Source organism: Streptomyces sp. NPDC038707, from assembly GCF_040636485.1.
In the GTDB taxonomy this organism is placed as follows: Bacteria; Actinomycetota; Actinomycetes; order Streptomycetales; family Streptomycetaceae; genus Streptomyces.
The window spans coordinates 73,538-87,995 of sequence record NZ_JBEZUP010000034.1 but is presented as its reverse complement, the minus strand read 5'-3'; the positions used below and the strand labels follow the sequence as shown (position 1 = coordinate 87,995).

The window sequence follows — 14,458 nt, the reverse complement described above, 5'->3', positions numbered from 1 at the left end:
AGTACGGCCCCGGGCACAACTGCTTCACCGTCGCCGAGGACGGCCGTACCGACGTCCTCGTCTACCACGCCCCCCGGCCGGGGAACACCGCCACGCGCGGGGGAGGTCAGGCCTCCTCGTCGACCCACGACATCAGCTTGCGGAGCTGCTTGCCGGTGGTCTCCAGCAGGTGCTCGGAGTCCTGCTTCTTGTACTCGTCGTACTTCTTCAGGCCGCCGTGGTACTCGTCCATCCAGTTCTGGGCGAAAGTGCCGTCCTGGATCTCGGCGAGGACCTTCTTCATCTCCGCCTTGGTGGCGTCGGTGATGATCCGCGGGCCGGTGACGTAGTCGCCCCACTCGGCGGTCTCGGAGACCGACCAGCGCATCTTCTCCAGGCCGCCCTCGTACATGAGGTCGACGATCAGCTTCAGCTCGTGCAGGCACTCGAAGTAGGCGATCTCCGGCTGGTAGCCGGCCTCGACCAGGGTCTCGAAGCCCGCCTTGACCAGGGACGTGGTGCCACCGCACAGCACGGCCTGCTCGCCGAAGAGGTCGGTCTCGGTCTCCTCGGTGAAGGTGGTCTTGATGACGCCGGCGCGGGTGCCGCCGATGCCCTTGGCGTACGACAGGGCCAGCGCGAAGGCGTTGCCGGAGGCGTCCTGCTCCACAGCGGCGATGCACGGAACGCCGCGGCCCTCCTCGTACTGACGGCGGACCAGGTGGCCCGGGCCCTTCGGGGCGACCATGCAGACGTCCACGCCGGCCGGGGGCTTGATGAAGCCGAAGCGGATGTTGAAGCCATGGCCGAAGAACAGCGCGTCGCCGTCCTTGAGGTTGTCCTTGATGGACTCCTCGTAGACCTGGGCCTGGATCGGGTCCGGGACCAGGATCATGATGACGTCGGCCTCGGCGGCGGCCTCGGCCGGGGTGACCACGCGCAGGCCCTGCTCCTCGGCCTTGGCCTTGGACTTCGAGCCCTCGTGCAGACCGACGCGCACGTCGACACCGGAGTCGCGCAGCGACAGGGCGTGCGCGTGGCCCTGGCTGCCGTAGCCGATGACCGCGACCTTGCGGCCCTGGATGATGGACAGGTCGGCGTCAGCGTCGTAGAACAGCTCGGCCACTTTGGGTTCTCTCCTTGTGTGCAGGTGGTGCGTCCCACCGTATGACGGCGGGCGGGAAGGAAGTTCGGGGGTCTCGGAATACGGGCGTTACGCCGTCCGGTCGAGGGCGCGCAGCGAGCGGTCCGTGATCGAACGGGCGCCGCGGCCGATCGCGATCGTGCCGGACTGGACCAGTTCCTTGATGCCGTACGGCTCCAGCATCTTGAGCATGGCGGACAGCTTGTCACCCGATCCGGTGGCCTCGATGGTCACGGCCTCCGGGGAGACGTCCACGGTCTTGGCGCGGAACAGCTGGACGATCTCCACGATCTGGGAGCGGGTCTCGTTGTCGGCGCGGACCTTCACCAGGACGAGTTCGCGCTGCACGGCCTGGCCCGGCTCCAGCTCGACGATCTTCAGCACGTTGACGAGCTTGTTGAGCTGCTTGGTCACCTGCTCCAGCGGCAGGTCCTCGACGTTCACCACGATGGTGATGCGGGAGATGTCGGGGTGCTCGGTGACGCCGACCGCGAGCGAGTCGATGTTGAACCCTCGCCGGGAGAACAGGGCGGCGATCCGGGCGAGGATGCCCGGCGTGTTCTCCACCAGGACGGAGAGCGTGTGCTTGGACATGGTGTGTGCTCTTCCTTGCCTGTTGACGGTCAGTCGTCTTCGTTGTCGCCGAAGTCGGGGCGGACGTCCCGGGCGGCCATGATCTCGTCGTTGGAGGTGCCGGCGGCGACCATCGGCCAGACCATCGCGTCCTCGTGGACGATGAAGTCGACGACCACGGGCCGGTCGTTGATGGAGTTGGCCTCCGCGATGACCTTGTCCAGGTCCTCGGGGCGCTCGCAGCGCAGGCCCACGCAGCCCATCGCCTCCGACAGCTTCACGAAGTCCGGCACCCGCGTGCCCTTGGCCTCCGGGTTGACGTCGTCCGGGCCGCTGTGCAGCACGGTGTTGGAGTAGCGCTGGTTGTAGAAGAGGGTCTGCCACTGGCGGACCATCCCGAGGGCGCCGTTGTTGATGACGGCGACCTTGATCGGGATGTTGTTCAGGGCGCAGGTGGTCAGCTCCTGATTGGTCATCTGGAAGCAGCCGTCGCCGTCGATCGCCCAGACCGTCTGCTCCGGGCGGCCGGCCTTGGCGCCCATGGCGGCGGGGACCGCGTAGCCCATCGTCCCGGCGCCGCCGGAGTTCAGCCAGGTGGCGGGGTGCTCGTACTGGATGAAGTGCGCGGACCACATCTGGTGCTGGCCGACGCCCGCGGCGAAGATCGTGCCCTCGGGGGCGAGCCGGCCGATGCGCTCGATGACCTGCTGCGGGGAGAGCGAGCCGTCCTCGGGCAGGTCGTAGCCCAGCGGGTAGGTCTCGCGCCACCGGTTCAGGTCGCTCCACCAGGCGGTGTAGTCGCCCCGGTGGCCCTCGCTGTGCTCCTTCTGCACGGCCTGCACCAGGTCGGCGATGACCTCGCGGGCGTCCCCGACGATCGGCACGTCCGCGGTGCGGTTCTTGCCGATCTCGGCCGGGTCGATGTCCGCGTGGACGATCTTGGCGTAGGGGGCGAAGCTGTCCAGCTTGCCGGTGACGCGGTCGTCGAAGCGGGCGCCGAGGGCCACGATCAGGTCGGCCTTCTGCAGCGCGGTGACCGCGGCGACGCTGCCGTGCATGCCGGGCATGCCGACGTGCAGCGGGTGGCTGTCGGGGAACGCGCCGAGCGCCATCAGCGTGGTGGTCACCGGGGCGCCGGTCAGCTCGGCGAGGACCTTCAGCTCGGCCGTGGCCCGCGCCTTGAGGACGCCTCCGCCGACGTACAGCACGGGCCGGCGGGCGGCCGTGATGAGCTTGGCGGCCTCGCGGATCTGCTTGGCGTGCGGCTTGGTCACCGGGCGGTAGCCGGGCAGGTCCAGCGCCGGCGGCCAGGAGAAGGTGGTCTTCGCCTGGAGGGCGTCCTTGGCGATGTCGACCAGGACCGGGCCCGGGCGGCCGGTGGAGGCGATGTGGAACGCCTCCGCGATCACCCGCGGGATGTCCTCGGCCTTGGTGACGAGGAAGTTGTGCTTGGTGATCGGCATGGTGATGCCGACGATGTCCGCCTCCTGGAAGGCGTCCGTGCCGATCGACTTCGAGGCCACCTGGCCGGTGATCGCGACCAGCGGCACCGAGTCCATGTGCGCGTCCGCGATCGGCGTGACCAGGTTGGTCGCGCCCGGGCCGGAGGTCGCCATGCAGACGCCGACCTTGCCGGTGGCCTGCGCGTAGCCGGTGGCCGCGTGGCCGGCGCCCTGCTCGTGCCGGACCAGGACGTGCCGCACCCGGGTGGAGTCCATCAGCGGGTCGTAGGCCGGGAGGATCGCGCCGCCGGGAATGCCGAATACCGTGTCCGCCCCGACCTCCTCGAGGGAGCGGATGAGGGACTGCGCACCCGTGACGTGCTCGACGGGGGCGGACTGCTGTCCTCCGGAACGGGGCCGCGGCTGCGGATGGTGGGCCCCGGTGGCCTGCTCGGTCATCGGCATTCTCTTCTCGATGCTGAGGGTTTTTGCGAGGTTCGGGCGGATCTGGGGCGCTGCACGAACGGCACTCGTGCAACAAAAAACCCCTCGTGCCACAGGGCAAGCGAGGGGAGCGCGCCGGTGAGGTCGCTGGGGATTCCGGATCGTCCTCCGGTGGGTCCCAGCTCAGCCGACGCGCTGTCCAAGTACGAGAATTCGGGTGCGCATGGAACTGACCCTCCCCCCGGCACGCACCACGTGTCAAGTGGGTGGGACGGGCGTCTCAGAATGTGAGCGCAGGGCGCCGCCGCCTCCCAGGACGGCGGGAACACCCCCTGAGTACCTCCCGTTCGGTTCCCTCGCGGTTCCCGCGAAGGCGGGCTCGGCCGGGGCGTGCGGCACCGGGTAGTGGCCGGACCCGAGCGCCCGGCGCAGCCGGTACTCGTCCAGCGGACCGGTGAACGCCATGCCCTGGCCGTGGGTGCAGCCCATGGCGCGCAGCGCGACCACCTGCTCGGGCAGGTCGACGCCCTCGGCCACCGTCTGGAGACCCAGATCGACGGCGATCCGCAGCAGACCGCTGGTGATCTTGTGCAGCCGGGCGGACTCCACCACGCCCTCGACCAGGCCGCGGTCGAGCTTGAGGATGTCCACGGGCAGCCGCCGCAGGGCCGTGATGGCCGCGTAGCCGCTGCCGAAGCCGTCCAGCGCGATCCGCACCCCCAGCCGGCTGAGCCCGGTCAGCCGCCGTTCCAGCTCGTCCAGCGGGATCCGGGGGTCGATGTCGGACAGCTCCACGACCAGCGCCCCGGGCGGCAGCCCGTGCCGGGTCAGCAGGGCCTCCACCGAGCCCAGCGGGGACGAGCGGTCCAGCAGCCGCCGGGCGCTCATCCGTACCGTCACCGGTACGGCGACCCCGGCGGCGGCCCGTTCGGCCGCCTGCTGGACGGCCTGCTGGAGGATCCAGCGGTCCAGCTCGGCGGTCTTGTCGGCGTCGTCGGCCACCCGCAGGAACTCCGCCGGGGTGAACAGCACCCCCTGGGAGGAGCGCCAGCGGGCCTGCGCGGAGACGGTGGTGATGCGGCCGGTCTCCAGGCACACCACCGGCTGGTGCAGCAGCGTGAACTCGCCGTCGTGCAGCGCGGCGCGCAGGCGTGTGGCCAGCTCCGCCTTGCGGACGACGTCCTGCTGCATCTGCGGCTTGTACAGCTCGACCCGGCCCTTTCCGGCCGACTTCGCGCGGTACATCGCCAGGTCGGCGTTCCGCAGCAGCTCGCCCGCGCCGAGGCTTGGTTCGGCGAAGGCGACGCCGATGGACGCGGCGACCCGGACGTCGTTGCCGTCGATGACGTACGGCTGGGAGAGGGTCACCCGCAGCCGGTCGGCCAGCTCCAGGATGTTCCGTTCCCGGGCGGCCCGGTCCCGGGTGCCGTCGCCGACGATCAGGGCCGCGAACTCGTCGCCGCCCAGCCGGGAGGCGGTGTCGCCCTGCCGGACGGCCTCCTGGAGCCTGCGGGCGGCCTGGATGAGCAGCTCGTCCCCGGCCTGGTGCCCGATGGTGTCGTTGACCGCCTTGAAGCCGTCCAGGTCGATGAAGAGCACCGCCGTACCGCGCAGGGCGGTGCCCCGGTCGGTGGCCCGGCGGCCGGCCAGGGCCTGCTGCACGCGCCGGGTGAACAGCGCGCGGTTGGGCAGGTCGGTCAGCGGGTCGTGCTCGGCGTTGTGCTGCAACTGCGCCTGGAGGCGGACCCGCTCGGTCACGTCCCGGCTGTTGAAGATCAGCCCGCCGTGGTGGCGGTTGACGGTCGACTCCACGTTGAGCCAGCCTCCCCCACCGCCGGAGCGGAACCGGCACTCGATGCGGGTGGTGGGCTCCTCCAGGGGGCTCGCGGCGAGGAAGCGGCGCACCTCGTGCACCACGCGGCCCAGGTCCTCCGGGTGGATGAGGGCGGCCAGCTCGGTGCCCACCAGTTCCTCGGCGGGCCGGCCGTACACCCCGGCGGCGGCCGGGGAGACGTAGCGCAGGACGCCGTTGGGCGCGGCGATCATGATGACGTCGCTGGAGCCCTGCACCAGGGAGCGGAAGTGGTTCTCCTTCTGCGCCAGTTCCTGGGTGAGGGTGATGTTGTCCAGCAGCATGATGCCCTGCCGGATGACGAGCGCCAGCACCACGGCGCCCGCCGTGATCAGCACGACGTGGTCGGGCCTGCGGCCGTTGAGGACGTTGTACAGGATCCCCAGGGTGCACACGGCCGCGGCGAGGTACGGCGTGAGCGCGGCCAGCGAGCCGGTGAGCGGCCGGCCGGCCGGGTACCGGAGGTGGTCGCCGCCCGGCGCGGGCAGCGGGGGCGCGGGGTGGTGCGCCGCGTCCCACTGGCCGGTGCTCCACTGGGCCGTGCCCCACTGGCCGGTGCCGCGCTGGCCGGGCACGTGTTCGTGGACCACGCGCGTGTGCCCGTCGGACGCGTGCGCCTCCGGGCCGCCGCGCCGCCGGGGCGCGGCCCAGGGGGCGTAGGCGAGCAGCAGGGACCCGGCGAACCAGCCCGCGTCCAGCAGCCGCCCGGAGCGGTAACTGCTGTGCAGCAGCGGCGAGGTGAACAGCGCGTCGCACATCACGGTCAGCGCGAGCGCGCCGATCGCGGTGTTCACCGCCGTGCGGTTGCCCGGGGCCCGCCGGAAGTGCAGCGCCAGCACCATGCTGACCAGGGCGATGTCGAGCAGCGGGTACGCCAGGGACAGCGCGGCGTGCGCCACGCTCGACCCGTCGATGCGGGCCGCCTGGGCGAGCGCGAGGCTCCACGAGAGGGTGAGCAGCGAGCCGCCGATCAGCCAGGCGTCCAGTCCCAGACAGATCCAGCCGGCCCTGCTCGCCGGCCGCTTGGCGAGCACCAGCAGGCCCACGATGGCGGGCGGCGCGAAGCACAGGAAGAACACGTCGGCGTAGCTGGGGCTGGGCACCGGCATGTCCAGGACGACCTCGTACCAGCCCCAGACCGCGTTGCCCAGCGAGGTCATGGTCGCCGAGAGGGCGAACAGCAGCCAGGCGGACCGGAAGCGGACGCGCGGGCCGCGGGCGTACCGGAAGCAGGAGACGGCGGCGGCGCCGGCCGCCGCGCTCAGCCCGAAGTCGCCCATCATGTCGGCGACCCGGTCCGAGCCCCAGCCGAAGGCGGATCCGCCGGCGTAGGCCGCGCAGACCAGGGCCAGGACGAGCTGCTCCACCATGCGCCGGTTCTCGCCGGCCACCGGCCGGCGAGGCGGCGGCGCCTCGTGCGGGTGCGGTGCGCGCACCGCGCTGCCCAGGGGGGTCGTCATCGAGGTCGGGGCGCTCACCGGGGCCTCCCGGTGCATGCCGTTCCCCGGTCCCGGCGGTCCCGCTGCGCCGGGTACGCCGTCCGGCGACGGCCGCCGTACCTGCGCTGGCGGTGGCTGTGATGGCTGGTCTGGTGGCCGCGTCTGCGCGCGGTCGTGCGCCAGGGTCGCCGTCGGCGGCTCCGCCGCGTCGGATCGTTCGTCCATAGGCCGTGCATCGCCCGTCGCCCCCCTCACAGATCTGAAATGTCCATCCCCGGCGCCGAATGTCAGCGGCGCAGCCCCTGCCCGGGACGATACACCAGGTTCGTCACTCAGGGACATAGTGTCTCTACGCTCCGTGACGACCAGGGCGTATGCCGGTACGGCGTGCGCCCGAAAGATTGCGGAGGGTGCCGGAAGGCGCCTAGCGCCCGGTTGCTCCCGCCGTTTCGGGACCGGTCGTAAGGATCACGTTCCGCAGGGGTTCGCGGTTCACGAACCGGGTCAGCTGGTCCGCGATCAGCCGCTTGGCGCGCGGCAGGAAGGCCGAGGACGGTCCGCCGACATGCGGGCTGATCAGCACGCCGGGCGCCTGCCACAGGGGGTGGCCGGCGGGCAGCGGCTCGGGGTCCGTCACGTCCAGGGCCGCGGTGATCCGGCCCCGTTCCAGTTCGGCGAGGAGCGCCTCGGTGTCGACGACGGCTCCGCGCGCGACGTTGACGAGCAGCGCCCCGTCCTTCATCCGGGCGAGGAAGTCCGCGTCCACGAGTTTCCGGGTGTCCTCCGTCAGGGGGGTGCACAGGATCACGACGTCCGCGTGCGGAAGCAGGGAGGGCACATCGCTGATCGGATGTACGGGGCCGCGCGCTACCGTGCGACCGGAGCGTGCGACCCGTGCGACCCGCGCGACCTCGAAGGGCACGAGCCGGTCCTCGATGGCGGCGCCGATGGACCCGTACCCGACGATCAGCACGTTCTTGTCGGCGAGGGCGGGGTGGAACCCGCCCACCCAGCGCTCCTGCCGCTGGGCGCGGACGAACTCCGGGATGCCGCGCAGCGCGGCGAGGGTCAGGGCGAGCGCCAGCTCGGCCGTGCTGGTCTCGTGCACCCCCCGCGCATTGCACAGGCGTACGCCCGGCGCGATGTCCGAAAGCCGCGCAGTGATGTCGTCGACGCCCGCGGTGAGCGTCTGGACGACCCGGACGTTCGTCAGGTGCGCCAGCGGACCCACCCGGACCGACAGCCGCTTCATGTAGGGCACCACGTACACCGCGCACCGCGCCGGGTCGCCGGGGAACGGCTGGTCACCGTCCGCGCCGCCGTCCCAGAACAGATAACGGGGCCCCGCGGGCAGTCCCTCGATCTCCTCGGGCGGGATGGGAAGCCAGACCTCAGTGCTCATGCCAGGAGGCTATGTCAGGTACGCGCGGGCGCAGAGGTTAGGTTGGTGGCCGGGCAGAGGGAGGTTCACGAGCAGGTGGAGCGCAGGACGATCGGCGCGGGGGGACTCGCGGTGGGGGCCGTCGGACTCGGATGCATGCCGATGAGCTGGGCGTACACCGGATCCCAGCGGCGGGGCGAGGAGTCGGTCAAAGCCGTGCACCGGGCGCTGGACCTGGGCTCGGACCTGCTGGACACCGCGGACATGTACGGCCCGTTCACCAACGAGCTGCTGCTGGGCCGGGTGCTCGGCAAGCGGCGCCAGGACGCCTTCGTGGCGACGAAGGTGGGGCTGCTGGTGGGCGAGCAGCACATCGTGGCCAACGGCCGCCCCGGCTATGTGCGGCGGGCCTGTGACGCCTCGCTGCGGCGGCTGCAGACCGACGTGATCGACCTGTACCAGCTGCACCGCCCCGACCCCGAGGTGCCCGTCGAGGAGACGTGGGGCGCGATGGCGGACCTGGTACGGGCCGGGAAGGTGCGGGCGCTGGGCCTGTGCGCGCTGGGGGCGCGCGGCGGGCGCCGCTCGGGCGCCGGACTGTACGACGCGACGCTGCGCCGGTTGCAGCGGGTCCAGCAGGTGTTCCCGGTGAGCGCGGTGCAGGCCGAGCTGTCGGTGTGGTCCCCGGAGGCGCTGCGGTCGCTGCTGCCCTGGTGCGAGGCACGCGGGGTCGGTTTCCTCGCGGCGATGCCGCTGGGCAACGGCTTCCTGACCGGCACGCTGACGCCGGGCGAGGGGTTCGAGCCCGACGACGTGCGGGCCCGGCATCCCCGGTTCACGGCCGAGATGATGGCGGCCAACCAGCCGATCGTCGCGGGGCTGCGGCGCATCGCCCGGCGGCACGGCGAGGGGGTCACCCCGGCCCAGGTGGCACTGGCCTGGGTGCTGGCCCAGGGCCGCCACGTCATCGCGCTGCCGGGCACCAAGCGGGAACGCTGGGCGGCGGAGAACGCGGGGGCGGCGGAACTCCGGCTGACCGCGCAGGACCTGGCGGAGGTGGCCCGGCTGCCGGCGGCACAGGGTTCCTGGGACTGAGCACGGAAACGGTTCGGCGGTGGCCGGGGGCCCGGGCGGCGCGGGGCCGGAACCGGAACGGGCGTGAGGACCGGGGGCCCGGGCGGATGCGAGGGCCGGAACCGGAACGGGCGTGAGGGCCGGGGGCCCGGGCGGATGCGAGGGCCGGGGAACGCCGCTCACGGGGGGCCGGCAGTGGCCGGAACGCCGTTCGCGGGGGGCGGTGGGCGGCGGCTGCGTGGCGAGGACGGTCCGCCCGGGGTACGACCACCGCGGTCCGGGGTACGGGACCGGTCGTCGGTGGCACGGCGAGCGCCGCCCGGGACCCGGGGGCGGCTCCCCGGCCCAGGGCGTCGGCGACCGCCGCCCGTGGCACGCAGGCGGCCCCGGCCCGGGGCGCGGCAACGGCCGTCCCTCGCCCGGGAGTAGCGTGCGTCGTGGGCCGCCGCCGTGCCCGCCGCGTCGAAGGGACCTTGATCGTGCGACGTCGTGCCGTACCGGTCGTGTCGGCCGTGACCGCCCTGCTGCTCGCGGCCGGTTGTTCCTCGGGGAGCGGGGACGGGCCGGGACGGACGCCGGCCGCCACGGCCTCCCGAGGGACCGGCACCGCACCGGGTGCCGAACCGGCCGCGCCCGCCAAGGGGTCGGTGAAGGTGCTGCGTACGGTGGCCGAGGGGCTGAAGTCGCCCTGGGGGCTGGCCCCGCTGCCGGGCGGTGATCTGCTGGTCTCCTCCCGGGACGAGGGCACGATCAGCCGGGTCGATGGGAGGACCGGCCGGACGACGGTGCTGGGCACGGTCTCCGGGGTCTCCCCGTCCGGCGAGGGCGGACTGCTGGGAATCGCGTTGTCCCCCGGCTACGCCTCGGACCACATGATCTACGCCTGCTTCACCTCCGCCTCGGACAACCGGATCGTCCGGGTGCGCTACGACGAGCACAAACCGGCGGGTGAACGACTGGGCGCTCCGGACACGGTGTTCAAGGGCATCCCCAAGGGCACCCGCCACAACGGCGGCCGGATCGCGTTCGGCCCGGACGGCATGCTGTACGCGGGCACCGGCGAGACCGGGCGGCGGGGCCTGGCGCAGGACCGGTCCTCGCTCGGCGGGAAGATCCTCCGGATGACCCCGGACGGCGAACCCGCGCCCGGCAACCCGTTCCCCGGGTCGGTGGTGTACTCCTACGGCCACCGCAACGTCCAGGGGCTGGCCTGGGACCGCCGGCAGCGGCTGTTCGCCTCGGAGTTCGGGCAGGACACCTGGGACGAGCTGAACGCGATCAAGCCGGGCGGCGACTACGGCTGGCCGGAGGCGGAAGGCCGCTCCTCCCGCGCCGGTCTCCAGGACCCGGTGGCCCAGTGGCACACCGACGAGGCCTCCCCCAGTGGCATCGCCTGGGCGAATGGCTCGATCTGGATGGCGGGACTGCGCGGCGAGCGGCTGTGGCGGATCCCGCTGGACGGCACCTCGGCCTCGGCCGCCCCGCAGGCGTTCCTCACCCGTGCCTACGGCCGGCTGCGCACGGTGGCCCCGGCGGGCGCCGGCCGGCTGTGGCTGGTGACCAGTGAAACGGACGGCCGGGGCACCCCGGGGAAGGGGGACGACCGGATCCTGGAGCTGGCGGTGCGTTAGCCCCGCCTCCGGGCCCTTCGGCCGAGGTCAGCCGGTGCCGGGAGCGGGCTCGGCGTCGGGACCAGGGCCGGCGTCGGGCGATCCGGACGGTTCGGATGGTTCGGGCTGTTCCGGCGGTTCCGGCGGGGACAGTCGTATGACCGCCTTGCCGGACGACAGGTCTATGGGGCCGCGGCCGGGGTCGTTGTCGCCGACGTCCTCGCGGGACAGTTCGAGACGCTTGCGTTCGTCCCGGGTGTGTTTGCGGCCGGGTGCGAACACTTCCTCGAAGATGTTGAACACGGCTCCCCCCTCAGTGCCGGTTTTCTCCAGCGTACGTCTCACCCGGACGGTTCGGCAGCGAGCGTCCCGGCCACGAACAGGCCCAGCCGGTGCGCCACCGCCGCCGCCTCGCCCCGGCCCGAGACGCCGAGCTTGCCCAGGATGTTGGAGACGTGGACGCTCGCGGTCTTCGGCGAGATGAACAGTTCCTCGGCTATCTGGCGGTTGGTGCGGCCGGCCGCGACCAGGCCGAGGACGTCCCGCTCCCGGCTGGTGAGGCCGAGCGCGGCGGCGGGGTCGGCGGACGGGTACGGCCGCTTGCCGCCGCCGAGGCTGAGCCGGGCCCGCTGGGCGAGCCGGGCGACTGAGCCGGCGAGCGGGCGGGCCTGCAGATGGGCGGCGACCGCCGCGGCCAGCCGGAGCAGTTCCACGGCGCGGTCGCGTTCGTCGTCGCCGCCCTCGGCCAGCAGCGCCCCGGCCAGGCGGTGCCGGACCCGGGCCAGGTCGTAGGGGCGGTCCAGGCATTCGAAGGCGCTGACCACCGGGGACCAGGTCGCGGCGGTGTCCTGGCCCTCGGCGCGCAGCAGTTCGGCCCGGGCCCACCGGCTGTAGGCCTGCCACAGGGGGACGCCGGTGGTCAGCGTCCGTACGGCCGTGCGGAGGCGGTCGAGGATCTCGGCGCGGCCGGGCCGGGCGGCGGGCAGGGTGCGGGCGTCGGCCTCGGCGGTGGCTGCGGCCAGCAGCAGCGGCCAGCCGTACCGGTGGGTGCCGGGCGGGAAACCGGCGTCGAGGAGCGGCAGGAGGAGCGCGCGGGCGTCGTCGATCCTGCCTTCGGCGGCGGCGATGCCGACGGCGGTGCGGGCCAGCGGCAGGGACTGCTGGGGGCGCGGGTCGTGGGTGCCGTACCAGGAGCGGGCGGTGGCGAGCTGCCGGGCCGCCTCGGCGAGGTCGCCGCGGGCCAGGGCGAGGTGGGCCAGGCGCAGCGCGCCCCCGGCCCGGGGTTTGGCGCTGTGGCCGACGCGGGTGGCGTGCGCGGCGGCCTCGGCGGCCTCCTCCCACTGCCCGAGGGCGTAGAGCGCCTCGGAGAGGTTGCCCCAGGCCCAGGCCCCGGAGTCCAGCAGTCCGTACCGGCGGCAGAACTCGATGCCCTCGCGCAGCAGCGGGACGGCCTCCCGGTCCCGGCCGACGCTGCGCAGCGCGGCCGGCAGATTGACGTAGGCGCGGCCGGCGACCGGGTGCACGCCCTCGGCCAGGGTGTCCCGCAGCACCTGCCGCATCTGCGCCAGGCCCGCGTCCGGGTCGCCGGACTCCACGGTCAGGCCGCCCAGGGTGAGCAGGGCGTGCAGTTCGGTCTCGCGGGCGCCCACCATGCGCGCGTACTCCACGGCCCGTTCGGCGGCGGCCAGCGCCTCGGGGCCGGGCCGGTGCTGCATCGACCAGTTGGCGACGACCGCGAGCACCTCGGCGTGCACCTCGGACGGCGGCAGGCCGCGCACCAGTTCCTGAGCGGTGGCCAGTTCCGGCCAGCCGTCGCCGCGGGCCTGGGCCTGTACCAGCCGGGAGCGCTGCACCCAGAACCAGGCGGCGCGCAGCGGGTCCGGTTCCTCCTCCAGCAGGCGCAGGGCCCGCTTGGTGATCTTCAGGGCGCGCTCCCGTTCGCCGCCGAAGCGGCCCGCCACCGCGGCCTCGGCCATCAGGTCGAGGTAGCGCAGCGGGGTGGTGGCCGGGTCGCAGCCGCACGGGGGGAAGACCTCCGCGTAGTCGACCGGGCGCAGGGTGGCGCGCACCTCCGCGGGGGCGGTGTCCCACAGCTCCATCGCCCGTTCCAGGAGCCCGAGCTGTTCGGTGTAGGCGTGCCGGCGGCGGGCGACGACGGCGGCGGCGAGGACGGCGGGCAGGGCCTTGGCGGCGTCGTGCGCGTGGTACCAGTAGCTGGCCAGGCGCATCACCCGGGCGTCGGCGGGGACGAGCGTGGGGTCGGTCTCCAGGGCCTCGGCGTAGCGGCGGTTGAGCCGGGAGCGTTCGCCGGGCAGCAGGTCGTCGGCGACGGCCTCGCGGACCAGGGAGTGCCGGAAGCGGTAGCCGTCGCCGGCGGGGGTGACGGTGAGGATGTTGGCGCCGACGGCCACCCGCAGTGCCTCGATGAGGTCGTCCTCGGCCAGCCGGGCGACGGCGGCGATCAGCCGGTACTCCACCGTGGAGCCGCCCTCGGCGACGATCCGGGCGACCCGCTGGGCGCTCTCGGGCAGTGCCTCGACCCGGACGAGGAGCAGGTCGCGCAGCGAGTCGGTGAGGCCGGTGCAGTTGCCCTGGCAGGCGGCGACGGCGAGTTCCTCGATGAAGAAGGCGTTGCCGTCGGAGCGTTCGTAGATCTCGTCGACCTGGGCGGGGTCGGGTTCGGCGGCGAGGATGCCGGCGATCTGGCGGCCGGCCTCCTCGCGGGTGAAGCGGGCCAGTTCGATGCGGCGGACGGTGCGCAGCCGGTCCAGTTCGGCGAGCAGGGGGCGCAGCGGGTGGCGGCGGTGGATGTCGTCGCTGCGGTAGCTGGCCAGGACGAGGAGGCGGCCGGCGCGCAGGGTGCGCAGCAGGTAGGCCAGCAGGTGGCGGGTGGAGGCATCGGCCCAGTGCAGGTCCTCCAGGACCAGGACGACGGTGTGGGCGGCGGCCATCCGCTCCAGCAGCCGGGCGGTGAGTTCGAACAGCCGGGCCATGCCCTGTTCGTCATGGCGGCCGGCGCCGGCCTCGCCGAGGTCGGGCAGGAGCCGGGCCAGTTCCTCCTCCTGGCCGGCCGCGGCGGCGGCGAACTCCTCGGGCAGGGCGTCGCGCAGGGCCCGCAGGGCGGCGGAGAAGGGGGCGAACGGCAGCCCGTCGGCGCCGATCTCCACACAGCCGCCGACGGCGACGACGGCGCCGCGGCCGGTGGCGGCCGCGGCGAACTCCTCCACGAGGCGGGTCTTGCCCACGCCGGCCTCGCCGCCGAGCAGCAGGGCCTGCGGCTCGGCGGCGCGGGCGCGGGCGAGCGCGTCGTGCAGCGTGGCCAACTCGGCGGTGCGGCCGACGAATACGGGACTGACGGACCTGGTCTCCACGGGCCCGAGCATCGCACGAGGTCCCGAGGGCCCGGCACTGGTTTTCCACAGGTCCTGTGCGATGGTCTTACTGTCGGCCGGAAGGGCCGGTAGGTTCCTCCGGGACGCCTGACGGCCCCGGTACGGAGAGCGGCCGACCCCCGTCCGGC

At 73.4% G+C, this 14,458-nt stretch carries 9 protein-coding genes; 2 read left to right on the top strand and 7 right to left on the bottom strand.

All coding sequences use genetic code 11. From position 1 onward, the window contains the following. Positions 1-106: 106 nt before the first annotated feature. The 5 genes from ilvC to AB0E62_RS32610 form a co-directional block, all read right to left on the bottom strand. Positions 107-1,105, bottom strand: coding sequence for a ketol-acid reductoisomerase (gene ilvC, locus AB0E62_RS32630; RefSeq protein WP_362202041.1), 999 nt, complete (start codon positions 1,103-1,105; stop codon positions 107-109). A gap of 87 nt (positions 1,106-1,192) precedes the next feature. Further along, positions 1,193-1,717 (bottom strand): acetolactate synthase small subunit, encoded by a 525-nt coding sequence (ilvN, locus tag AB0E62_RS32625; protein ID WP_116146898.1) that lies wholly within the window; start codon positions 1,715-1,717, stop codon positions 1,193-1,195. 29 nt (positions 1,718-1,746) lie between these two features. Then, positions 1,747-3,597 carry an acetolactate synthase large subunit gene (locus AB0E62_RS32620; RefSeq protein WP_362202038.1) on the bottom strand — a complete coding sequence of 617 codons (1,851 nt, stop codon included), beginning with the start codon at positions 3,595-3,597 and terminating at the stop codon, positions 1,747-1,749. 243 nt (positions 3,598-3,840) lie between these two features. Next, on the bottom strand, positions 3,841-6,912 hold the full coding sequence (locus AB0E62_RS32615; RefSeq protein WP_362202035.1) for an EAL domain-containing protein: 3,072 nt from the start codon (positions 6,910-6,912) through the stop codon (positions 3,841-3,843). A 385-nt stretch (positions 6,913-7,297) separates the two neighbouring features. Next, a complete protein-coding gene (locus tag AB0E62_RS32610; protein ID WP_362202032.1) occupies positions 7,298-8,275 on the bottom strand; it encodes a 2-hydroxyacid dehydrogenase in 978 nt (325 codons plus the stop codon). A gap of 75 nt (positions 8,276-8,350) precedes the next feature. Here AB0E62_RS32610 and AB0E62_RS32605 point away from each other — a divergent pair, with 75 nt between their 5' ends. Continuing rightward, a complete protein-coding gene (locus AB0E62_RS32605) occupies positions 8,351-9,349 on the top strand; it encodes an aldo/keto reductase (RefSeq protein ID WP_362202053.1) in 999 nt (332 codons plus the stop codon). Between the two features lie 458 nt (positions 9,350-9,807). Further along, positions 9,808-10,959 carry a PQQ-dependent sugar dehydrogenase gene (locus tag AB0E62_RS32600; protein ID WP_362202029.1) on the top strand — a complete coding sequence of 384 codons (1,152 nt, stop codon included), beginning with the start codon at positions 9,808-9,810 and terminating at the stop codon, positions 10,957-10,959. Positions 10,960-10,986: 27 nt separating this feature from the next. Here AB0E62_RS32600 and AB0E62_RS32595 read toward each other — a convergent pair whose 3' ends face one another. Then, positions 10,987-11,241 carry a DUF6191 domain-containing protein gene (locus AB0E62_RS32595; protein ID WP_362202026.1) on the bottom strand — a complete coding sequence of 85 codons (255 nt, stop codon included), beginning with the start codon at positions 11,239-11,241 and terminating at the stop codon, positions 10,987-10,989. A gap of 38 nt (positions 11,242-11,279) precedes the next feature. Continuing rightward, positions 11,280-14,321 carry an AAA family ATPase gene (locus AB0E62_RS32590; protein ID WP_362202023.1) on the bottom strand — a complete coding sequence of 1,014 codons (3,042 nt, stop codon included), beginning with the start codon at positions 14,319-14,321 and terminating at the stop codon, positions 11,280-11,282. Positions 14,322-14,458 lie beyond the last annotated feature (137 nt).

Bases quoted from the DNA above. Each gene is read 5' to 3' on its own strand.
- ilvN (WP_116146898.1), bottom strand. From the start codon at position 1,717: ATGTCCAAGCACACGCTCTCCGTCCTGGTGGAGAACACGCCGGGCATC.
- AB0E62_RS32620 (WP_362202038.1), bottom strand. From the start codon at position 3,597: ATGACCGAGCAGGCCACCGGGGCCCACCATCCGCAGCCGCGGCCCCGT.
- AB0E62_RS32610 (WP_362202032.1), bottom strand. From the start codon at position 8,275: ATGAGCACTGAGGTCTGGCTTCCCATCCCGCCCGAGGAGATCGAGGGA.
- AB0E62_RS32590 (WP_362202023.1), bottom strand. From the start codon at position 14,321: ATGCTCGGGCCCGTGGAGACCAGGTCCGTCAGTCCCGTATTCGTCGGC.